This is a genomic window from Pseudomonas paraveronii, from assembly GCF_963681955.1.
GTDB lineage: Bacteria > Pseudomonadota > Gammaproteobacteria > Pseudomonadales > Pseudomonadaceae > Aquipseudomonas > Aquipseudomonas paraveronii.
This window is the reverse complement of the sequence record NZ_OY817130.1, coordinates 1,490,053-1,510,348: the sequence shown is the minus strand read 5'-3', so window position 1 is coordinate 1,510,348 and position 20,296 is coordinate 1,490,053. Positions and strand designations below refer to the sequence as shown.

Sequence of the window (20,296 nt, the reverse complement as noted above, 5' to 3'; positions counted from 1 at the left end):
CAGTCACGAAAATAGAGAAACCTTCGGAAATACCATTGGCACGTTCCGGAAAAAGGGTTAAGGTGGCGCCACTGTGCTGCTTGTGTCACTGAGAATCTCTACACGATATGTTGAATTTCGATCCAACCATCTCCAAGAATTTTTCCTGCTCTTTGCACTCAGTCTCGGCCAGGGCTTTTCCTGAGTCGCAGTTAACTTTGTCCAAGGAGATACACCATGTCTAATCGCCAAACTGGTACCGTTAAGTGGTTCAACGATGAAAAAGGCTTCGGCTTCATCACTCCACAATCCGGTGACGACCTGTTCGTTCACTTCAAAGCTATCCAATCCGACGGCTTCAAAAGCCTGAAAGAAGGCCAACAGGTTTCTTTCATCGCTACCCGCGGTCAGAAAGGCATGCAAGCTGAAGAAGTTCAAGTTATCTAACTTGTACTGACTTAGTCGAAAGAACCCCGCCCTTAAAAGCGGGGTTTTTTTATGCCTGGGATTTGGACATACATAAATAATGTGGGAGGGGGCTTGCCCCCGATAGCGGTGGGTCAGTCGATACATCCAGTGACTGAACCACTGCCATCGGGGGCAAGCCCCCTCCCACATTCATGCTGCGTCGTTATTGAAACAACGACTCACTCGACAAGCCATTCTTCTCCAGGATCTCACGCAAGCGCTTGAGCCCTTCTACCTGGATCTGGCGCACCCGCTCACGGGTCAGGCCGATCTCCTGGCCTACATCCTCCAGGGTACTGCTCTCATGGCCACGCAGGCCGAAGCGGCGAATCACCACCTCGCGCTGCTTGTCGGTAAGTTCCGACAGCCACTGATCAATGCTTTGGGAAAGATCATCGTCCTGCAACAGCTCGCAAGGATCCGTCGGGCGATCATCCGTCAGGGTGTCCAGCAGGGTTTTATCCGAATCCGGGCCCAGCGAGACGTCGACCGAGGACACGCGCTCGTTAAGACCGAGCATGCGCTTGACCTCGCCTACCGGCTTTTCCAGCAGGTTGGCGATTTCTTCGGGCGAGGGTTCATGATCGAGTTTTTGGGTCAGCTCACGCGCAGCCCGCAGGTAGACGTTGAGCTCCTTGACCACATGGATCGGCAACCGGATCGTGCGGGTCTGATTCATGATCGCCCGTTCGATGGTCTGACGAATCCACCAGGTGGCGTAGGTCGAGAAGCGGAAGCCCCGCTCAGGGTCGAACTTCTCCACCGCCCGAATCAAGCCGAGGTTGCCCTCCTCGATCAGGTCCAACAGGGACAGCCCTCGATTGACGTAGCGTCGGGCGATTTTCACCACCAGGCGCAGGTTGCTTTCAATCATGCGCTTGCGCCCAGCCGGATCGCCCTTTTGCGACAAGCGCGCAAAATGGACTTCTTCTTCGGGAGTCAGCAGAGGGGAAAAACCGATCTCATTGAGGTACAGCTGGGTCGCATCGAGCGCCCGCGTGTAGTCAATGTACTTGTGCTGTTTTAACGCAGTGGAGTTCTTGGATTTGGTGCGAACTGAAGGTACAGCTGATCCCTCATTCGACATCGATTCCGTAGCGATGCCGGTCTCCATAAGGAGAACCTCATCGTCGATGTCAAACTCCGGCGCTTCTTTACTGAGAGCCATTGTTATAGTCCTTTGGTGAGTTCGACCTCAAGCTCAAGCGACGCCTTTATCCTTGGCAACGCTGGAGCCTGTTCCTTCTACGCGAGGGAACAGGCTGGCAACACATCAACGACGGGGTAGAAATTGCAGCGGATCTACAGGCTTCCCTTGGCGGCGAATCTCAAAGTGCAGTTTCACCCGGTCTGTACCAGTTGACCCCATTTCGGCAATTGTCTGTCCGACTTTGACCTGCTGCCCCTCCCGAACCAACAGCCTACGGTTGTGGCCGTAAGCACTGACGTAGGTATCGCTGTGTTTGATGATGACCAGCTCGCCGTAGCCCCGCAAACCACTCCCGGCGTACACCACTGTCCCATCAGACGCAGCTAAAACAGGCTGTCCCAAATCCCCGGCGATATCAATGCCTTTATTCAAACTGCCGTTTGAAGAGAATTTTCCAATTAATACACCGTTTGAAGGCCATCCCCAACCGCTCGGTGCAGGCCCCGCAGGCGGCAGCGGCGCGGCTGCCGGCTTGCTCGCAACCGTAGGCGCGGCGGTGCCCGCAGGCCGCGTAATGATCGTGGTTTTGCTCGAAGACGAGGGCGAAGATCCGGTGTTTGTCACAACTGCCGTCGACGTTGAACCGGTGCGTCCATCGAAGCGAATGGTCTGACCCGGATGTATCGTGTAGGGCGCAGGAATATTGTTACGCGCGGCGAGCGCCTTGTAGTCCCAGCCATAACGGAAGGCGATCGAAAACATCGTATCGCCCTTACGCACCACATATTGCCCCGTGGTCACGGTCGGTTTTTGCGGTGCTGCGTTGGTGCGGTCAACCACCCTCGCGCCCCCGGAAGGCGTGCTCGAACAAGCTGCCAATAAGGAACTCAAGACAAGGCCAAGCACCAGTCGCTGAAAGCTTGTTTTACTCATACGCTGCGCAAGACCTGTGAGACTCACCCGCCGCTCCCTTTGTGGTGGCTGAACATGAATGCCTGTATCAGGCTTGAAATATGTCGTAAGTATAACTGGGCATTGGCTTTTTACTGGCACACGACTGAAACGAAAAATTCATCGCGTTTAAAACCAACGACCAATCATGTTGACTCTATAGACCCCGCCGTAAGACACATCCCCGCCAACAGAATTCACTGCGCGCGAATAAATGATCAGGCGAGCGGGCCATTGAGCAACGGCACGAAACGCACAGCGCCGAGCACATGCCGCGAAAAGCCTTCCTCTTCACGGATAATGAGCATCAATTGTTGCACTTCACCGGAACCCACCGGGATCACCAGCCGGCCGCCAGGGGCCAGTTGATCGAGCAACGCCTGCGGCACATCGGTGGCGACTGCGGTGACGATGATGCCGTTGTAGGGCGCCAGCGCCGGCCAGCCTTCCCAGCCATCGCCCCAGCGGAACACCACGTTGCGCAGGTTCAGCTCCACCAGACGTTCCTTGGCGCGATCCTGCAGCACCTTGATGCGCTCCACCGAGAACACACGCTCCACCAGTTGCGACAGCACGGCAGTCTGGTAGCCGGAACCGGTGCCGATCTCCAGCACCTTGTCCAACGGGCCCGCCTCCAGCAGGAGTTCGCTCATGCGCGCTACCATGTACGGCTGGGAAATGGTCTGGTTATGCCCGATCGGCAACGCCGTGTCTTCATAGGCGCGATGGGCCAGGGCCTCATCGACAAACAGGTGCCGAGGCGTGCGCCGGATCACTTCCAGCACCTGGGCATTGGACAGGCCCTCTTCGTACAGGCGCTGGATCAGACGCTCGCGGGTACGCTGGGAAGTCATCCCTATACCGCGACGCAGCAGGTCGTCTTGTTCACGAGCCATCAGCGCAAGCCCTCCAGCCAGCCATCGAGACTACTGAAGGCATCACTGAAGGTGCGATCGAGTTGCAACGGGGTAATCGAGACATAGCCTTGCATCACCGCATGAAAATCGGTGCCCGGACCGCCGTCTTCGGCATCGCCTGCGGCGGCGATCCAATAACCTTCCTTGCCACGTGGGTCGACCACCTTCAACGGCGCCGCCGCACGGGCGCGATGGCCCAGGCGCGTGAGCTGGATGCCGCGAATATGCTCGATGGGCAAATTGGGGATATTGACGTTAAGCACCGTCCGGGGCGGCAGATCGAGGGAACCGTGGGCTTCCACCAGCTTGCGCGCGAAATAGGCGGCAGTCGGCAGGTTATCCAATTGGCGCGAGGCCAACGAGAAGGCGAACGAGGTCCGCCCCAGGAAGCGCCCTTCAAGGGCGGCCGCCACGGTGCCGGAATACAGCACGTCATCGCCCAGGTTGGCGCCAAGGTTGATGCCCGACACCACCAGGTCCGGCTCCTGATCCAACAAACTGTTGATCGCCAGGTGTACGCAGTCGGTGGGGGTGCCGTTCACGCTGATATAGCCATTGGCCAGAACGTGCACGTGCAGCGGACGGTCGAGCGTCAGCGAACTGCTGGCGCCGCTCTTGTCCTGGTCGGGGGCAACCACCACGCACTCGGCGTAATCCGCCAGCGCAGCATGAAGCGCGGCGAGGCCAGGTGCGGTGGCACCGTCGTCATTTGATATCAGAATACGCATGGGCTGTCCGTCTGCCCCACCGGCACCAGATCAACAAGCTCGCGCACCAAGACAGTGGCGAAGCATCCGGCCGGTAGGACGAATTCCAATTGCAGAATGTCAGGCCCGGGATAATGCCACGTCAACCCGCCAATGGGCAGTCGCAGAATGCGACGTTCCTGGCTCATGCCGGCATTCACCAGCCAATCGCGCAGGTCGGCTTCACTGGCGGCAACCGCCTGCTCCAGTGCATGGGTTGCACCGGTAGCCGGCGAATCGCCTTCGCCCCACTGCGGTCCGGTGGGGTGCAGGTCCAGGATCGCCAGGCGCGGGTCGCTGCATTCAGCCTCCCCCGCCGGAAAAAAACTGCGACTGTCGGTGAAGGCCAGAAGATCGCCGACCTGGGCACGCTGCCAGGAACCGTCCGCGACACGCGCTGCCAACACTTTGTTGAAGAGGAAACTGCGCGCCGTCGACAGCAACCGCGAACGCACATTGCGCTGCTCCGGCAAGGCCTTGCGAGCCGCCCACTCACGCGCATCCACCACATTGCCGCCGTTGTGGCCAAAACGCTGGGTGCCGAAATAATTGGGAATGCCGTGCTGGGCGATCAGTTGCAGGCGTGCATCAATGGCCGCGTGATCCCCCGCCAGTTGCGTCAGGCGCAAGGTAAAGCCGTTGGCCGAATGGGCACCGCGTTGCAGCTTGCGCTTGTGACGGCCGGTCTTGAGGATCTTGAGGGTGTCGTTTTCCGCGCCGCTCAGGTCCGGATCAGCCTTGCCCGGCAGTTGTACACTGAACCACTGGCGGGTCAACGCCTGGCGATCCTTGAGCCCGGCATAACTGACGGTGCGCAACGGCACGCCGGCGGCCTTGGCGATCCGGCGGGCGGCCTCTTCAGTGTTGAGGCCACGCTTTTCCACCCACAGCCACAGGTGCTCACCCTCGCCGGTCAGCGGGATATCGAGCACTTCGTCGACCTGGAAATCTTCAGCGGTAGCCTTCAATACGGCGCTGCCCAAAGCCTCGCCATAGGCCCGCGGGCCCAACAGTTGCTGGTCGTTCATGCGCGCAGCAACAAGGCGACGGAGTGCACCGCGATGCCCTCTTCACGACCGGTAAACCCGAGCTTTTCGGTGGTGGTGGCTTTCACGTTCACTTGATCCAATTCAATGTGCAGATCCGCGGCGATCAGCGCGCGCATCGACTCGATGTGGGGGGCCATTTTCGGCGCCTGGGCCACGATGGTGTTATCGACGTTGCCGACTTTCCAGCCTTTGGCGTGGATCAGTCCGACCACATGGCGTAGCAATACGCGGCTGTCCGCGCCCTTGAAGGTCGGGTCGGTGTCCGGAAAGTGCTTGCCGATATCGCCGAGCGCCGCTGCGCCGAGCAAGGCGTCGCTCAAGGCGTGCAACACGACATCGCCGTCGGAATGAGCCAGCAACCCATGGTGGTGCGCAATGCGCACACCGCCCAAAGTGATGAAATCGCCTTCAGCGAAACGGTGCACATCGTAGCCGTGGCCAATACGCATAAAAAAACGCCCCGATTTAATTCAGGGCGTGATTCTACCTACTTTTGTCGCATATTAACCGAGCAAAGCACGACCATGATGTCGCAAATGGTCTTCGATGAAGCTGGCGATAAAGAAGTAGCTGTGGTCGTAGCCGGGTTGCAGGCGCAGTTCGAGCGGGTGATTGGCCGCTTTCGCCGCTTGCTGCAAGGCTTCGGGCTTGAGCTGCACCGCGAGGAAGTCGTCGCGGTCGCCCTGGTCCACCAGCAATGGCAGTTTTTCCGAGGTTTCGCTGATCAGCACGCAAGCGTCCCACTCGCGCCACTTCGAACGTTCTTCGCCCAGGTAACGGGAGAAGGCTTTCTGGCCCCATGGGCAATCCATCGGGTTGTTGATCGGCGAAAACGCCGACACCGATAGGTAACGCCCGGGGTTGCGCAATGCACACACCAGCGCACCGTGGCCGCCCATGGAGTGGCCGCTGATACCGCGTTTATCCGAAGCAGGGAAATGCGCTTCAACCAACGCCGGCAATTCCTGCACCACGTAGTCATGCATCCGATAGTGCTTGGCCCAGGGTTCCTGGGTGGCATTCAGATAGAAACCGGCTCCCAGGCCGAAATCCCAGGCGTTGTCCGGATCGCCCGGCACACCGGGGCCACGGGGGCTGGTGTCCGGCGCGACGATGATCAGCCCCAGTTCGGCCGCCACGCGCTGGGCGCCGGCTTTCTGCATGAAGTTTTCATCGGTGCAGGTCAACCCGGACAGCCAGTACACCACCGGCAGCTTGCCGCCCTGCTCCGCCTGCGGCGGCAGGTAGACGGCGAAGGTCATGTCGCAACCGAGCACGTCAGAATGATGCTTGTAGCGTTTATGCCAGCCGCCGAAGCTCTTCTGGCACGACAGGTTTTCCAGACTCATGGCCGACCTCAGAAGTGGATGACGGTACGAATGCTCTTGCCTTCATGCATCAGCTCAAACGCTTTGTTGATGTCTTCCAGGCCCATGGTGTGGGTGATGAAGGTGTCCAACGGGATCTCGCCGTTCTGGGCCATTTCCACGTAGCTGGGCAATTCAGTCCGACCACGCACGCCGCCGAAGGCCGAACCGCGCCAGACGCGGCCGGTCACCAGTTGGAATGGACGGGTGGAAATTTCCTGGCCGGCACCGGCAACGCCGATGATCACCGATTCGCCCCAGCCTTTGTGACAGCATTCAAGGGCGGCGCGCATCAGTTGCACGTTGCCGATGCACTCGAAGGAAAAGTCCACGCCGCCGTCAGTCAAATCGACAATCACGTCCTGGATCGGGCGGTCGTAGTCTTTCGGGTTGATGCAGTCGGTGGCGCCCAGTTGCTTGGCGATTTCGAACTTGGCCGGGTTGATGTCGATGGCGATGATGCGACCGGCCTTGGCTTTTACCGCACCGATCACCGCCGACAGGCCGATACCGCCGAGGCCGAAGATGGCGACGGTATCGCCGGGCTTGACCTTGGCGGTGTTGATCACCGCACCGATACCGGTGGTGACGCCACAGCCGAGCAGGCAGACTTTTTCCAGCGGCGCGTCTTTAGGAATCTTCGCCACGGAAATTTCCGGCAGCACGGTGTACTCGGAAAAGGTCGAGGTGCCCATGTAGTGGAAAATCGGCTGACCCTTGTAGGAAAACCGCGTGGTGCCATCGGGCATCAGGCCTTTGCCCTGGGTGGCACGAATCGCCTGGCACAGGTTGGTCTTGCCCGACAGACAGAATTTGCACTTGCCGCATTCCGGGGTGTACAGCGGGATCACATGGTCGCCGACGGCAACCGAGGTCACGCCCTCGCCGATCGCTTCAACCACGGCACCGCCTTCATGGCCGAGAATCGACGGGAAGATGCCTTCCGGGTCGGCGCCCGACAAGGTGTAGGCGTCGGTATGGCACACGCCGGACGCGACCACGCGCAACAGCACTTCGCCGGCCTTGGGCATGGCGACATCCACTTCAACGATCTCAAGGGGCTTCTTGGCTTCGAAGGCTACAGCCGCGCGGGACTTGATCATCCGGGTTTCTCCAGGGAGTTAAAAACTGAGGCGGTGAGTGTAAAACATGGCTGACTGATTAATAATCCAGGCAAAAGCAAAACTTTATTGCTGTACAGGGATAATCGCCATGCTGGAAAACCGCTGGGAAGGCATCGATGAGTTCGTCGCCGTCGCTGAATGCAGCCAATTCACTGCGGCGGCGGAACGCCTTGGGGTGTCTTCGTCGCACATCAGCCGACAGGTGGCACGCCTGGAAGAACGGCTGCAAACGCGCTTGCTGTATCGCAGTACCCGCAAGGTGACCCTGACCGAAGCCGGCCAGACCTTTCTGCAACACTGCCAGCGCCTGCAGGATGGCCGCGAAGAAGCCCTGCGCGCCGTCGGTGACCTCGCCAGCGAGCCCAAGGGCATGTTGCGCATGACCTGCGCCGTGGCGTATGGCGAGCGGTTTATCGTGCCACTGGTGACGCGGTTCATGGGGCTTTACCCGCAACTGCGGGTGGATATCGAGCTGAGCAATCGCCAGTTGGATTTGGTCCACGAAGGCCTCGACCTGGCAATTCGCCTGGGGCGCCTGCAAGACTCGCGCATGGTCGCCAGCCGCCTGGCGCCGCGACGCATGTACTTGTGCGCGTCGCCGTCCTACCTTGCGCGGTATGGGCGGCCACATAGTTTGTCGGAATTGAGTCGGCATAACTGCCTGGTCGGCAGCTCGGACATCTGGCAACTGGCCCAGGATGGGCGCGAATTTTCCCAACGGGTGCAAGGCAACTGGCGCTGCAACAGCGGGCAAGCGGTATTGGACGCGGCGTTACAAGGGGTGGGCTTGTGCCAGTTGCCGGACTATTACGTGCTGGAGCATTTGCACAGTGGCGCGTTGGTGTCGTTACTGGAGGCGCATCAGCCGCCGAATACGGCGGTGTGGGCGTTGTATCCGCAGCAGCGGCATTTGTCGCCGAAGGTCAGGAAGCTGGTGGAGTATTTAAAGACAGGGTTGGCCGAACGGCCCGAGTACGGTACTGAGCATTGATGGCGTTTATCGTTTATGTAGGAGCGAGCTTGCTCGCGAAAAACCTGAGAGCGCCGCTTCAATCCAGATTGTCCGCGTTATCGTTGACGTTTTTCGCGAGCAAGCTCGCTCCTACAGCCGATTGGCCCAGCGTAGTCGCAGCCATTCCAGGTCCTCGGGCCGGGTCACCTTGATATTGTCCGAGCGCCCTTCAATCAGTCGCGGCGCCTGGCCGGACCACTCCATGGCCGAGGCTTCGTCGGTGATCACCGCATCGGCCACCAGGCTGTCGGCCAACGCACGATGCAACGCACCCAGGCGGAACATCTGCGGCGTGTAGGCCTGCCAGATCAAGCTGCGGTCGACGGTTTCGACCACGCGCCCATGCTTGTCGACGCGCTTGAGGGTGTCGCGGGCCGGCACCGCCAGCAAGCCACCCACGGGGTCATCCGCCAGTTCGGCGAGCAACGTGTCGAGGTCATCACGACTCAGGTTAGGCCGCGCCGCATCATGCACCAAGACCCAATCATCATCGCTGGCACCCAGTGCATTGAGCTGCAGCAGCGCATTGAGCACCGAACCCGAACGTTCCAAACCACCGTCCGCCCGCTGAATACGCGGGTCAGCGGCACACGCCAGGTTGGGCCAGTAAGGGTCATCAACAGCAAGACTGACCACCAGGCCCTTGAGCGAGGGGTGGTCGAGAAAACAGCCAAGGCTGTGTTCGAGAATAGTGCGCCCGCCCAGTTGCAAGTATTGCTTGGGACGGTCCGCAGCCATACGGGCACCGACGCCCGCGGCAGGAATCACGGCCCAGAAGGCCGGTAAACAGTGACTCATTGGGCCAACTGGTAGAGGGTTTCGCCCTCCTTGACCATGCCCAATTCATGACGAGCCCGCTCTTCGACGGTCTCCGTACCTTTTTTCAGCTCAAGCACCTCGGCATCGAGGACGCGATTGCGCTCCAGCAGGCGTTCGTTTTCGGCGTGCTGGTCGGCAATTTGCTGGGTCAGGTCTTCTACCTGCGCAACGCTGCCATTACCCACCCAGAGGCGGTACTGCAGGCCAGCCAGCAACAAGAGCAAGACGAGGAACAACCAGTTGGGACTGCGCATCGAATATCGGGTATCCAGTGAAAAAAGACAGCCATGCAAAACTTTTAAAGTAGCTGATAGCACGAAGCCTGGAAGACCCAGGCTTGTGCTTGATCGTCATCAGATTAGCGTCGAATTTCACACTCTCGTGATTTTTCCGACACAACCTGCCGACTTTTTACCATTTACTGATCAGCCGCGAAACTCGCCGCGACCGTTGTACTTGGCTTTACCTGCCAGTTGTTCTTCGATACGCAGCAATTGGTTGTACTTGGATACGCGATCGGAACGGCACAGCGAGCCGGTCTTGATCTGGCCGGCCGAGGTGCCCACGGCCAGGTCGGCAATGGTCGAGTCTTCGGTTTCGCCGGAGCGGTGCGAGATCACGGCGGTGTAGCCCGCAGCCTTGGCCATCTGGATGGCTTCCAGGGTTTCGGTCAGGGTGCCGATCTGGTTGAACTTGATCAGGATCGAGTTGGCGATCTTTTTGTCGATGCCTTCTTTCAGGATCTTGGTGTTGGTCACGAACAGATCGTCGCCGACCAGTTGGACCTTCTCGCCGAGCTTGTCGGTGAGAATTTTCCAGCCGTCCCAGTCGGACTCGTCCAGGCCGTCTTCGATCGAGATGATCGGGTAGCGCTGGGTCAAGCCCTTGAGGTACTCGGCAAACCCTTCGGAGTTGAACACCTGGCCTTCGCCGGACAGGTTGTATTTACCGTCTTCGTAGAATTCGCTGGCAGCGCAGTCCAGGGCCAGGGTCACGTCGGTGCCCAGGGTGTAGCCGGCGTTGGCCACGGCTTCGGAGATCACTTTCAGTGCATCTTCGTTGGACGCCAGGTTCGGCGCGAAGCCACCTTCGTCACCCACGGCAGTGCTCAGGCCACGGGCCTTCAGGACAGCCTTGAGGTGATGGAAAATCTCGGTGCCCATGCGCAGGCCTTCGGAGAAGGTCTTGGCGCCAACCGGCTGCACCATGAATTCCTGGATGTCGACGTTGTTATCGGCGTGCTCGCCACCGTTGATGATGTTCATCATCGGTACCGGCATCGAGTACACACCCGGCGTGCCGTTGAGGTTGGCGATGTGCGCGTACAGCGGCAGGTCCTGGTCCTGGGCGGCGGCCTTGGCGGCGGCCAGGGACACGGCGAGGATGGCGTTGGCGCCCAGGCTGCCTTTGTTTTCAGTGCCGTCGAGCTTGATCATCGCGTGGTCCAGGGCTTTCTGGTCCAGCGGGTCTTTGCCCAGCAACAGGTCACGAATCGGACCGTTGATGTTGGCTACCGCCTTGAGGACACCCTTACCCAGATAACGGCTCTTGTCGCCATCACGCAGTTCCAGCGCTTCGCGGGAACCTGTGGAAGCACCGGACGGCGCGCAGGCGCTGCCGATGATGCCGTTATCGAGAAGCACGTCGGCTTCGACGGTGGGGTTGCCACGGGAGTCGAGAACTTCACGACCTTTGATGTCGACGATTTTTGCCATTGTTGTAAACACTCCAAAGTTGACGAAAATGCTCTATACCGCTCGATTTAACTTGTCGCGCACATTGCAATACTTAGAACGAACTTGCCAGGAATAGTGCCCTCTCGGGCCGCATCGCGAGCAAGCTCGGCTCCTACACGGAGAAATGGCGTTTACGCGGTCTCTACCGTCGGAAAACTCTTGACCAGTTCGTCCAATTGCTTGAGCTGGGCCAGGAATGGCTCCAGTTTGTCCAGGCGCAGGGCGCAAGGACCGTCGCATTTGGCGTTGTCCGGGTCCGGGTGGGCTTCCAGGAACAGGCCGGCCAGGGACTGGCTGATACCCGCCTTGGCCAGATCCAATACCTGGGCACGACGCCCGCCAGCGGAATCGGCGCGACCACCCGGCATTTGCAGCGCGTGGGTCACGTCGAAGAACACCGGGTATTCGAACTGTTTCATGATGCCGAAACCGAGCATGTCCACCACGAGGTTGTTGTAGCCGAAGCTCGAACCGCGCTCGCAGAGGATCAACTGGTCGTTACCCGCTTCCACGCACTTGTTCAGGATGTGTTTCATTTCCTGGGGCGCGAGGAACTGGGCTTTCTTGATATTGATCACCGCGCCGGTCTTGGCCATGGCGACCACGAGGTCGGTCTGGCGCGACAGGAAGGCCGGCAACTGGATGATGTCGCACACCTCGGCGACCACGGCAGCCTGTTCAGGCTCGTGGACGTCAGTGATGATCGGCACGCCGAAGGCTTGCTTGATGTCCTGGAAGATCCGCATGCCTTCTTCAAGGCCCGGGCCGCGATAGGACGTCACGGACGAACGGTTGGCCTTGTCGAAGCTGGCCTTGAACACATAAGGGATACCCAGTTTCTGGGTAACCTTCACGTACTCTTCACAGACCTGCATCGCCATGTCGCGGCTTTCCAGCACGTTCATGCCGCCGAACAGCACCATGGGCTTGTCGTTGGCAATCTCGATGTCGCCTACGCGAATGATCTTCTGGGCCATCAGGTTCACGCCTTCTTCTGATGTTGCGTCAGTGCAGCTTTAACGAAACCGCTGAACAACGGGTGACCGTCGCGCGGCGTCGAGGTGAACTCAGGGTGGAACTGGCACGCCACGAACCACGGATGATCCGGTGCCTCGACCACTTCGACCAGCTTGCCATCGCCCGAGCGGCCGGAGACTTTCAGGCCGGCTGCTTTGATCTGCGGCAGCAGGTTGTTGTTCACTTCGTAGCGGTGACGGTGGCGCTCGACGATCACGTCCTTGCCGTAGCAGTCGTGAACCAGCGACCCCGTCTCCAGCAGGCAGTCTTGCGCGCCGAGGCGCATGGTGCCGCCCAGGTCGGACGATTCGGTACGGGTTTCAACGGCGCCGGTGGCGTCTTCCCACTCGGTGATCAGGCCTACGACCGGATGGCCGCTGGAATGATCGAACTCGGTGGAGTTGGCGTCTTTCCAGCCCAGCACGTTACGGGCGAACTCGATAACGGCCACTTGCATGCCCAGGCAGATCCCCAGGTACGGCACCTTGTGCTCACGAGCGTACTGCACGGCGGTGATCTTGCCTTCCACGCCACGCAGGCCGAAACCGCCTGGAACGAGAATCGCGTCAACGCCTTCGAGCAGTGCGGTGCCCTGGTTCTCGATGTCTTCGGAATCGATATAGCGCAGGTTGACCTTGGTACGGTTGCTGATACCGGCGTGGCTCATCGCTTCGATCAGCGACTTGTACGCATCCAGCAGCTCCATGTACTTGCCGACCATGGCGATGGTGACTTCGTGCTCAGGGTTGAGCTTGGCGTCGACCACGGCTTCCCACTCGGACAGATCCGCGCCGCCGCATTGCAGGCCGAAACGCTCGACCACAAAATCATCCAGGCCCTGGGAATGCAGGATGCCCGGGATCTTGTAGATGGTGTCGGCGTCTTCCAGAGCAATCACCGCACGTTCTTCAACGTTGGTGAACTGCGCGATCTTGCGACGCGAGGAAATATCGATCGGGTGATCGGAACGGCATACCAGCACGTCCGGCTGCAGGCCGATGGAGCGCAGTTCCTTGACCGAGTGCTGGGTTGGCTTGGTTTTGGTTTCGCCGGCGGTGGCGATGTACGGCACCAGTGTCAGGTGCATCAGCATCGCGCGCTTGGCGCCGACTTCGAAACGCAACTGGCGGATGGCTTCGAGGAACGGTTGGGATTCGATGTCACCCACGGTGCCACCGATCTCGACCATCGCCACGTCGGCATCGCCTGCACCCTTGATGATGCGGCGCTTGATTTCGTCGGTGATGTGCGGGATCACCTGGATGGTTGCCCCCAGGTAGTCACCACGACGCTCCTTGCGCAGCACGTGTTCGTAGACACGGCCGGTGGTGAAGTTGTTGTTCTGGGTCATGGTCGTGCGGATGAACCGCTCGTAGTGGCCCAGGTCCAGGTCGGTCTCTGCGCCGTCGTGTGTGACGAACACTTCACCGTGCTGGAACGGGCTCATGGTGCCCGGGTCAACGTTGATGTACGGGTCCAGCTTGAGCATGGTGACCTTAAGTCCCCGCGCCTCCAGGATGGCCGCCAATGAAGCGGAGGCAATGCCTTTCCCCAATGAAGAAACAACACCGCCCGTGACGAATATGTAGCGCGTCATGAAAAACCCTAGAAGTCTGCGTTAAAGCGGTCCGAGCCGCCGGGGAAAGCGAAGGAAGGCCGAAGCCCCCGATCACCTGCATTAATCACAGTGCACCTTTCAAAAAAACCGCCGCGTGGTGACAGACCAGCAATGAAACACCGGTACGTTGATCGCTACACATTTTTTGGAATCGCCCAGCAAAGACTGCTTGGTAATCGGCAACTGCTGCGATTCAGGCGAATCCACAGAAGTTGTATCAAGAAGGGAGCGTAGTCTACCGGAAAGGCGCTATCAGCTCAAACCTTGATCGCAGGTCTGTGGCATCCAATGTAATTGCCAGCCGTCATTCGACACATTCCAAAGCCCTGCAAGGCTGGGCACAGCCAGCAATTGCTCACCCCGATACAGCAGCGGCAATCTGCCACGGACAAAGCCCGGCAGCCCACTTTCGTTGAGCAGGCGCTTCAAATCGCGCCGACCGCGACCCGGGATGTCGATGATTTCGCCGCCTTGGCGATAGCGAACCTGCAGCACGCCCTCGGGCACCTGGCCGATCAATCGGAGTTGGCCGTTACCCGGTAACTCTAGTGGGTTTTGCGGCTGCGCCCAGCTCACCGATGCGTCGGAAAACTCCGACCAACTGGAGGGCAGCCACCAGATACGCTCGCCGCAACGATGCAGATCGCCGTCGGCCAGGCGCCACAGGGGTTGCGCATCGAGCTTGGCGTCGCGCAGGGAATGCCAGCCGGCCCAGTGGTCGCTGTCGGGTAAGCGCGTCAGCGGGTTCAACCAATGGCGCAGGGCGTTGCGTTGCCGCGCGTCGGAAAGCTCACACAACGGCGCCAGGGCCAATGACGGCAAGGGCAGCCACGGAAAAGGCGAAGGCTGGTCGGCGGCTTGCAGGTCGAGGCCCGCCAACTCATCCAACAGGCCTTGGGCTTCGCTCAAATGCTCAGCGGCACGGGCCAGGCTCGCAACGGCCTGCGGCCAGCGCTCGGTCAGCCGCGGGAATACACGATGACGCAGGTAATTTCGCGAGAAGCGTGGGTCGGCGTTGGAAGGGTCTTCGATCCACCTCAACTCGTGCGCCTGGGCGTAGGCCTGCAACTCGGCACGTGAACTGCCCAGCAACGGCCGCAGCAGATGACCGCCCGCCAGCGGCCGCTGCATCGGCATGGCCGCCAACCCTTGCACCCCCGCGCCGCGCAGCAGACGAAACAGCAGGGTTTCGGCCTGATCGTCACGGTGCTGGCCGGTGAGCAACGCCGCCCCTGCCCCGACCACTTCACCGAACGCCTGATAGCGCGCGTCACGCGCCGCGCGCTCCAGGCTTGCACCGGCCCGCACCTGCACGCGCATGACTCGCAAGGGGACCCCAAGGGCGTCACAGACCGACTGGCAATGACCGGGCCAGGCATCGGCCGCGGCTTGCAAGCCATGGTGGACATGAACAGCGCCAAGCGTAGGAAGCTTCTCAGTTTTGGCGAGATTTGCCAGGAGGTGCAGCAGGACGGTGGAGTCAAGCCCGCCGGAAAAAGCGATATGCCAGGCCGGGGCGTTGCGCCAGGGGGCCAGGGTTTGCAGGAGTTTGGCGGAGAGTAATGGTTTCATCAGATGTTACCGCCGCAAACTTGGAATACGTTGGCCAAGCATACACAAAGCAAATGTGGGAGAGGGCTTGCTCCCGATAGCGGCGGGCCAGTCACCCGATGCGTTGACTGACACTCAGCAATCGGGGGCAAGCCCCCTCCCACATTTTTTACGGCTGCGGTTTAGAGACCGTAGCTCATCAGGCGCTCGTAACGCCGGGCCAACAGCGCTTCGGTATCCAGCTTCTTGAGCATCGCCAGTTGCGAACCCAGTTCGGCACGGATGGTCGCGGCAGCGGCGGCCGGGTCGCGGTGGGCGCCGCCCAATGGTTCGGCGATGACTTTATCCACGATACCGAGGCCCTTGAGGCGATCGGCGGTGATGCCCATCGCTTCGGCAGCGTCCGGCGCTTTCTCGGCGGTTTTCCACAGGATCGAGGCGCAACCTTCCGGCGAGATCACCGCATAGGTCGAATATTGCAGCATGTTCAATTGGTCACAGACACCAATGGCCAACGCACCGCCGGAACCACCTTCACCAATCACGGTGGCAATGATCGGAGTTTTCAGGCGGGACATGACGCGCAGGTTCCAGGCGATCGCTTCGCTCTGATTGCGTTCTTCGGCGTCGATACCTGGGTAGGCACCCGGGGTGTCGATGAACGTCAGGATCGGCATTTTGAAGCGCTCGGCCATTTCCATCAGGCGGCAGGCCTTGCGGTAGCCTTCCGGACGCGGCATGCCGAAGTTACGGCGAACTTTTTCGCGTACTTCACGGCCTTTCTGGTGACCGATCACCATCACCGGCTGGTCATCCAGGCGCGCGATACCGCCCACGATGGCGGCGTCGTCGGAGAAGTGACGGTCGCCGTGCAGTTCGTCGAACTCGGTGAAGATGTGCTGAATGTAGTCCAGGGTGTACGGACGGCGCGGGTGGCGGGCCAGGCGCGCGATCTGCCAACTGGTCAGCTTGCCGAAGATGTCTTCGGTGAGCGTGCTGCTCTTGTCTTGCAGGCGAGCGATCTCATCGCCGATATTCAGCGAATTGTCATTGCCGACCAGGCGCAGTTCTTCGATCTTGGCTTGCAGGTCAGCGATCGGCTGTTCGAAATCAAGAAAATTCGGGTTCATAAGCGTCCGTCTTGGGTCGACGGCCAAGGGGTGCCTGGCCAGCCGGTTGTCTGTTCGCGCCCTACCTTAAGGGAGAGGCACGTCCAGGTCGAGATTAAATGTTTGGTCGAGATCAGGCGATTTGCCACCACCTGATCGTCAACGGTATTGGAGGAAGACGTTGTCACGACCGAACTGGTCACGCAATGCTTGAATCAAGCCATCAGCGGGATCAATTCGCCAGGTCTCGCCGAACTGCAGCATGGCCTTGGCGTCGTTACCAGTGTATTCCATGGTCACCGGGCATGCGCCACGGTGGCGTTTGAGCAAGTCGCCCAACCAGCGCAGTTGATCGCCCTTGAGCGCCTCGGTCTTGACCTTCAAGCGCAGGCTTTCGGCCAGGTTGGTGCGCGCATCTTCCATGCTCATCACCCGCTTGATCCGCAGGCGCAGGCCACCGGAGAAGTCGTCGTTACTGACCTCGCCTTCCACCACGACCATGGCGTCGGTCTGCAACAGCGACTGGGCGGAATGGAAAGCGTCGGCAAACAGCGACGCCTCGATCCGGCCAGAGCGGTCGTCAAGGGTGATAAAACCCATTTTGTCGCCCTTCTTATTTTTCATCACCCGCAGGGCGATGATCATGCCGGCGACGGTCTGGGTGTCGCGTGCCGGTTTCAGGTCGATGATGCGCTGACGGGCGAAACGACGGATTTCGCCTTCGTATTCGTCAATCGGGTGACCGGTCAGGTACAGGCCCAGGGTGTCTTTTTCACCTTTGAGGCGTTCCTTGAGGGTCAGCTCCTTGGCCTTGCGATGGTTGGCGTACACATCCGCATCTTCCTCGACGAACAACCCGCCAAACAGGTCGGCATGGCCGCTGTCGTGGGTGCGGGCGGTCTGTTCAGCGGCCTTGATCGCTTCTTCCATGGCGGTCAGCAGCACCGCCCGATTGCGGTCGATATTCGCCTGGTAGGCCTTCGGTTCATCATGGAAATACGGGCCGAGACGGTCCAGGGCACCGCTGCGGATCAGGCCATCGAGGGTACGTTTGTTGATGCGTTTGAGGTCGACCCGTGCACAGAAGTCGAACAGGTCCTTGAACGGGCCGTTTTGGCGCGCTTCGGTGATTGCTTCCACCGGCCCCTCGCCCACGCCCTTGATCGCGCCCAGGCCATAAATGATGCGGCCTTCGTCGTTCACGGTGAACTTGAACTCCGAGGCGTTCACGTCCGGCGCGTCGAGGCGCAGCTTCATGGTGCGCACTTCCTCGATCAAGGTCACGACCTTGTCGGTGTTGTGCATATCCGCCGAGAGTACCGCGGCCATGAACGGCGCCGGGTAGTGGGCCTTCAGCCAGGCGGTCTGGTACGACACCAGGCCGTAGGCGGCGGAGTGGGATTTGTTGAAGCCGTAACCGGCGAATTTTTCCACCAGGTCGAAAATGTTACCGGCGAGGTCGGCGTCGATATTGTTGGTGGCGCAACCCTCGATGAAACCGCCGCGCTGCTTGGCCATTTCCTCGGGCTTTTTCTTACCCATGGCGCGACGCAGCATGTCCGCACCACCGAGGGTGTATCCGGCCATGACCTGGGCAATCTGCATCACCTGTTCCTGATACAGGATGATGCCGTAAGTCGGCGCCAGTACCGGTTTGAGGCCTTCGTACTGGTAGTCCGAGTGCGGGTAGGCCAGTTCGGCGCGACCGTGCTTACGGTTGATAAAGTCATCCACCATGCCCGATTGCAGCGGGCCAGGACGGAACAGGGCGACCAGTGCGATCAAGTCTTCCAGGCAGTCGGGCTTGAGCTTTTTGATCAGCTCTTTCATACCGCGCGACTCAAGCTGGAACACGGCGGTGGTTTCGGCTTTTTGCAGCAGGCTGTAGGTCGGTTTGTCGTCCAGCGGGATAAACGCGATATCCAGCGGTTCTTCATTGACCTTGGCGCGTTCGCGGTTAATCGTCTTGAGCGCCCAGTCGATGATCGTCAGCGTCCGCAGGCCGAGGAAGTCGAACTTCACCAGGCCGGCCGCCTCCACGTCGTCCTTGTCGAACTGGGTCACCAGGCCGCCGCCTTCTTCGTCGCAATAGATCGGCGAAAAGTCGGTGAGCTTGGTCGGCGCGATCACCACGCCACCGGCGTGTTTACCGACGTTACGCACCACGCCTTCGAGCTTGCGCGCCATCTCCCAGATTTCGGCGGCTTCTTCATCGACCTTGATGAAGTCGCGCAGGATTTCTTCCTGCTCGTAGGCTTTTTCCAGGGTCATGCCGACTTCGAACGGGATCATCTTCGACAGGCGATCCGCCAGGCCGTAGGACTTGCCCTGCACCCGGGCGACGTCGCGGATAACCGCCTTGGCCGCCATGGAGCCGAACGTGATGATCTGGCTCACGGCGTTGCGACCGTATTTATCGGCCACGTATTCGATCACGCGGTCGCGACCGTCCATGCAGAAGTCGACGTCGAAGTCGGGCATGGAAACCCGTTCCGGGTTAAGGAACCGTTCGAACAGCAGGTCATATTCCAACGGGTCGAGGTCGGTAATCTTTTGCACATAGGCGACCAACGAGCCGGCACCCGAGCCCCGGCCTGGACCGACCGGCACGCCGTTGCTCTTGGCCCACTGGATAAAGTCCATCACGATCAGGAAGTAACCGGGAAACCCCATCTGGATGATGATATCCAGCTCGAAATTCAGCCGGTCGACGTAGACCTGGCGCTTGGCTTCGTAATCGTCGGTGGTGTCCTTGGGCAGCAAGACCGAGAGACGTTCCTCCAGGCCATCGAACGATACCTTGCGGAAATACTCATCGATGGTCATGCCTTCGGGAATCGGGAAGTTGGGCAGGAAGTGCTTGCCCAGCTTCACTTCGATGTTGCAGCGCTTGGCGATCTCGACGGTATTTTCCAGCGCCTCGGGCAGGTCGCTGAACAGCTCGGCCATTTCCTCGGCGCTTTTGAGGTATTGCTCTTCGCTGTAGTTTTTCGAGCGACGCGGGTCATCCAGGGCCCGGCCTTCGCCGATGCACACGCGGGTTTCGTGGGCTTCGAAATCTTCCTTCTTGATAAAGCGCACATCGTTGGTCGCCACCAGCGGCGCGCCCAGCTTGTCGGCCAGGGCCACGGCGGCGTGCAGATGTTCTTCATCGTTGGGGCGGTTGGTGCGCTGGACTTCCAGGTAGAAGCGGTCGGGGAACACGGCCATCCACTCGCGGGCCAGCACTTCGGCTTCCTGGGGGTTGCCGCCCAGCAGCGCGATCCCGATCTCGCCCTCTTTGGCCGCAGAAAGCATGATCACGCCTTCGCTGGCCTCGGCCACCCACTCGCGCTCGATGATCACCGAGCCGTTGCGCTGGCCGTCAATGAAGCCACGGGAAATCAGTTCGGTGAGGTTGCGATAACCGACGCCGTTCATCGCCAACAGGCTGATGCGGCTCAGGGGGTTATCCGGGTCTTTGTTCGACAGCCACAGGTCGGCGCCGCAGATCGGCTTGATGCCGGCGCCCATGGCGTTCTTGTAGAACTTGACCAGGGAACACATGTTGTTTTGATCGGTGACCGCCACCGCAGGCATGCTCATGCCCACCAGGGTTTTGACCAGCGGTTTGATCCGTACCAGGCCGTCGACCAGGGAGTACTCAGTGTGCAGGCGTAGATGAACGAATGAAGCCGGCATAG

18 protein-coding genes are annotated in these 20,296 nt (G+C 60.0%); 2 read left to right on the top strand and 16 right to left on the bottom strand.

All coding sequences use genetic code 11. From position 1 onward, the window contains the following. Positions 1 to 216: 216 nt before the first annotated feature. The gene (locus U5A08_RS06675; RefSeq protein WP_002554837.1) at positions 217 to 426 is read left to right on the top strand and encodes a cold-shock protein; all 210 of its coding nucleotides are present in this window, start codon (positions 217 to 219) and stop codon (positions 424 to 426) included. A 184-nt stretch (positions 427 to 610) separates the two neighbouring features. Here the strand turns inward: U5A08_RS06675 and rpoS are convergent, their stop codons facing one another. From rpoS to U5A08_RS06635, 8 genes are all read right to left on the bottom strand, one after another. Further along, positions 611 to 1,615, bottom strand: a complete 1,005-nt coding sequence (rpoS, locus tag U5A08_RS06670) for an RNA polymerase sigma factor RpoS (RefSeq protein ID WP_247407571.1) — start codon at positions 1,613 to 1,615, stop codon at positions 611 to 613. Between the two features lie 105 nt (positions 1,616 to 1,720). Continuing rightward, positions 1,721 to 2,557 carry a peptidoglycan DD-metalloendopeptidase family protein gene (locus U5A08_RS06665; protein ID WP_253393787.1) on the bottom strand — a complete coding sequence of 279 codons (837 nt, stop codon included), beginning with the start codon at positions 2,555 to 2,557 and terminating at the stop codon, positions 1,721 to 1,723. A 209-nt stretch (positions 2,558 to 2,766) separates the two neighbouring features. Then, complete coding sequence (locus U5A08_RS06660) at positions 2,767 to 3,402, bottom strand: protein-L-isoaspartate(D-aspartate) O-methyltransferase (RefSeq protein WP_247402496.1); 636 nt, start codon at positions 3,400 to 3,402, stop codon at positions 2,767 to 2,769. Positions 3,403 to 3,443: 41 nt separating this feature from the next. Then, positions 3,444 to 4,193, bottom strand: a complete 750-nt coding sequence (surE, locus tag U5A08_RS06655) for a 5'/3'-nucleotidase SurE (RefSeq protein WP_253393785.1) — start codon at positions 4,191 to 4,193, stop codon at positions 3,444 to 3,446. Continuing rightward, entirely contained in the window at positions 4,181 to 5,239 is a 1,059-nt protein-coding gene (gene truD / locus U5A08_RS06650; protein ID WP_247402477.1) for a tRNA pseudouridine(13) synthase TruD, read from the bottom strand. Before truD ends, surE begins: the two co-directional genes overlap by 13 nt. Beyond that, positions 5,236 to 5,709 (bottom strand): 2-C-methyl-D-erythritol 2,4-cyclodiphosphate synthase, encoded by a 474-nt coding sequence (ispF, locus tag U5A08_RS06645; RefSeq protein ID WP_025855145.1) that lies wholly within the window; start codon positions 5,707 to 5,709, stop codon positions 5,236 to 5,238. The genes truD and ispF overlap by 4 nt, the downstream gene beginning before the upstream one ends. Positions 5,710 to 5,763: 54 nt before the next feature. Next, entirely contained in the window at positions 5,764 to 6,609 is an 846-nt protein-coding gene (fghA, locus tag U5A08_RS06640) for an S-formylglutathione hydrolase (RefSeq protein WP_253393783.1), read from the bottom strand. A gap of 8 nt (positions 6,610 to 6,617) precedes the next feature. Next, entirely contained in the window at positions 6,618 to 7,730 is a 1,113-nt protein-coding gene (locus U5A08_RS06635) for an S-(hydroxymethyl)glutathione dehydrogenase/class III alcohol dehydrogenase (RefSeq protein ID WP_321850862.1), read from the bottom strand. Between the two features lie 109 nt (positions 7,731 to 7,839). Here U5A08_RS06635 and U5A08_RS06630 point away from each other — a divergent pair, with 109 nt between their 5' ends. Next, a complete protein-coding gene (locus tag U5A08_RS06630; protein WP_321850861.1) occupies positions 7,840 to 8,742 on the top strand; it encodes a LysR substrate-binding domain-containing protein in 903 nt (300 codons plus the stop codon). Positions 8,743 to 8,853: 111 nt separating this feature from the next. Here U5A08_RS06630 and ispD read toward each other — a convergent pair whose 3' ends face one another. The 8 genes from ispD to dnaE form a co-directional block, all read right to left on the bottom strand. Then, positions 8,854 to 9,561: a 2-C-methyl-D-erythritol 4-phosphate cytidylyltransferase gene (gene ispD, locus U5A08_RS06625; RefSeq protein ID WP_321850858.1), complete on the bottom strand. Its 708-nt coding sequence runs from the start codon at positions 9,559 to 9,561 to the stop codon at positions 8,854 to 8,856. Further along, complete coding sequence (gene ftsB / locus U5A08_RS06620) at positions 9,558 to 9,836, bottom strand: cell division protein FtsB (protein ID WP_247402486.1); 279 nt, start codon at positions 9,834 to 9,836, stop codon at positions 9,558 to 9,560. Before ftsB ends, ispD begins: the two co-directional genes overlap by 4 nt. Before the next feature lie 171 nt (positions 9,837 to 10,007). Beyond that, entirely contained in the window at positions 10,008 to 11,297 is a 1,290-nt protein-coding gene (gene eno / locus U5A08_RS06615; protein WP_253393778.1) for a phosphopyruvate hydratase, read from the bottom strand. Positions 11,298 to 11,449: 152 nt separating this feature from the next. Then, on the bottom strand, positions 11,450 to 12,295 hold the full coding sequence (kdsA, locus tag U5A08_RS06610) for a 3-deoxy-8-phosphooctulonate synthase (protein WP_010563535.1): 846 nt from the start codon (positions 12,293 to 12,295) through the stop codon (positions 11,450 to 11,452). Between the two features lie 5 nt (positions 12,296 to 12,300). Continuing rightward, on the bottom strand, positions 12,301 to 13,932 hold the full coding sequence (locus U5A08_RS06605; protein WP_247402490.1) for a CTP synthase: 1,632 nt from the start codon (positions 13,930 to 13,932) through the stop codon (positions 12,301 to 12,303). Between the two features lie 273 nt (positions 13,933 to 14,205). Then, positions 14,206 to 15,525 carry a tRNA lysidine(34) synthetase TilS gene (gene tilS, locus U5A08_RS06600; protein ID WP_321850855.1) on the bottom strand — a complete coding sequence of 440 codons (1,320 nt, stop codon included), beginning with the start codon at positions 15,523 to 15,525 and terminating at the stop codon, positions 14,206 to 14,208. A 161-nt stretch (positions 15,526 to 15,686) separates the two neighbouring features. Then, the gene (locus U5A08_RS06595; protein ID WP_253393776.1) at positions 15,687 to 16,634 is read right to left on the bottom strand and encodes an acetyl-CoA carboxylase carboxyltransferase subunit alpha; all 948 of its coding nucleotides are present in this window, start codon (positions 16,632 to 16,634) and stop codon (positions 15,687 to 15,689) included. 138 nt (positions 16,635 to 16,772) lie between these two features. Further along, entirely contained in the window at positions 16,773 to 20,294 is a 3,522-nt protein-coding gene (gene dnaE / locus U5A08_RS06590; protein WP_253393773.1) for a DNA polymerase III subunit alpha, read from the bottom strand. Between the last annotated feature and the right edge of the window lie 2 nt (positions 20,295 to 20,296).

Excerpts from the sequence above, each read along its gene's own strand:
- U5A08_RS06630 (WP_321850861.1), top strand. The coding sequence starts at position 7,840 with ATGCTGGAAAACCGCTGGGAAGGCATCGATGAGTTCGTCGCCGTCGCT.
- U5A08_RS06660 (WP_247402496.1), bottom strand. The coding sequence starts at position 3,402 with ATGACTTCCCAGCGTACCCGCGAGCGTCTGATCCAGCGCCTGTACGAA.
- eno (WP_253393778.1), bottom strand. The coding sequence starts at position 11,297 with ATGGCAAAAATCGTCGACATCAAAGGTCGTGAAGTTCTCGACTCCCGT.
- ispF (WP_025855145.1), bottom strand. The coding sequence starts at position 5,709 with ATGCGTATTGGCCACGGCTACGATGTGCACCGTTTCGCTGAAGGCGAT.
- U5A08_RS06605 (WP_247402490.1), bottom strand. The coding sequence starts at position 13,932 with ATGACGCGCTACATATTCGTCACGGGCGGTGTTGTTTCTTCATTGGGG.
- rpoS (WP_247407571.1), bottom strand. The coding sequence starts at position 1,615 with ATGGCTCTCAGTAAAGAAGCGCCGGAGTTTGACATCGACGATGAGGTT.
- surE (WP_253393785.1), bottom strand. The coding sequence starts at position 4,193 with ATGCGTATTCTGATATCAAATGACGACGGTGCCACCGCACCTGGCCTC.
- U5A08_RS06635 (WP_321850862.1), bottom strand. The coding sequence starts at position 7,730 with ATGATCAAGTCCCGCGCGGCTGTAGCCTTCGAAGCCAAGAAGCCCCTT.
- fghA (WP_253393783.1), bottom strand. The coding sequence starts at position 6,609 with ATGAGTCTGGAAAACCTGTCGTGCCAGAAGAGCTTCGGCGGCTGGCAT.
- U5A08_RS06675 (WP_002554837.1), top strand. The coding sequence starts at position 217 with ATGTCTAATCGCCAAACTGGTACCGTTAAGTGGTTCAACGATGAAAAA.
- kdsA (WP_010563535.1), bottom strand. The coding sequence starts at position 12,295 with ATGGCCCAGAAGATCATTCGCGTAGGCGACATCGAGATTGCCAACGAC.
- ispD (WP_321850858.1), bottom strand. The coding sequence starts at position 9,561 with ATGAGTCACTGTTTACCGGCCTTCTGGGCCGTGATTCCTGCCGCGGGC.
- ftsB (WP_247402486.1), bottom strand. The coding sequence starts at position 9,836 with ATGCGCAGTCCCAACTGGTTGTTCCTCGTCTTGCTCTTGTTGCTGGCT.
- U5A08_RS06595 (WP_253393776.1), bottom strand. The coding sequence starts at position 16,634 with ATGAACCCGAATTTTCTTGATTTCGAACAGCCGATCGCTGACCTGCAA.
- tilS (WP_321850855.1), bottom strand. The coding sequence starts at position 15,525 with ATGAAACCATTACTCTCCGCCAAACTCCTGCAAACCCTGGCCCCCTGG.
- truD (WP_247402477.1), bottom strand. The coding sequence starts at position 5,239 with ATGAACGACCAGCAACTGTTGGGCCCGCGGGCCTATGGCGAGGCTTTG.
- dnaE (WP_253393773.1), bottom strand. The coding sequence starts at position 20,294 with ATGCCGGCTTCATTCGTTCATCTACGCCTGCACACTGAGTACTCCCTG.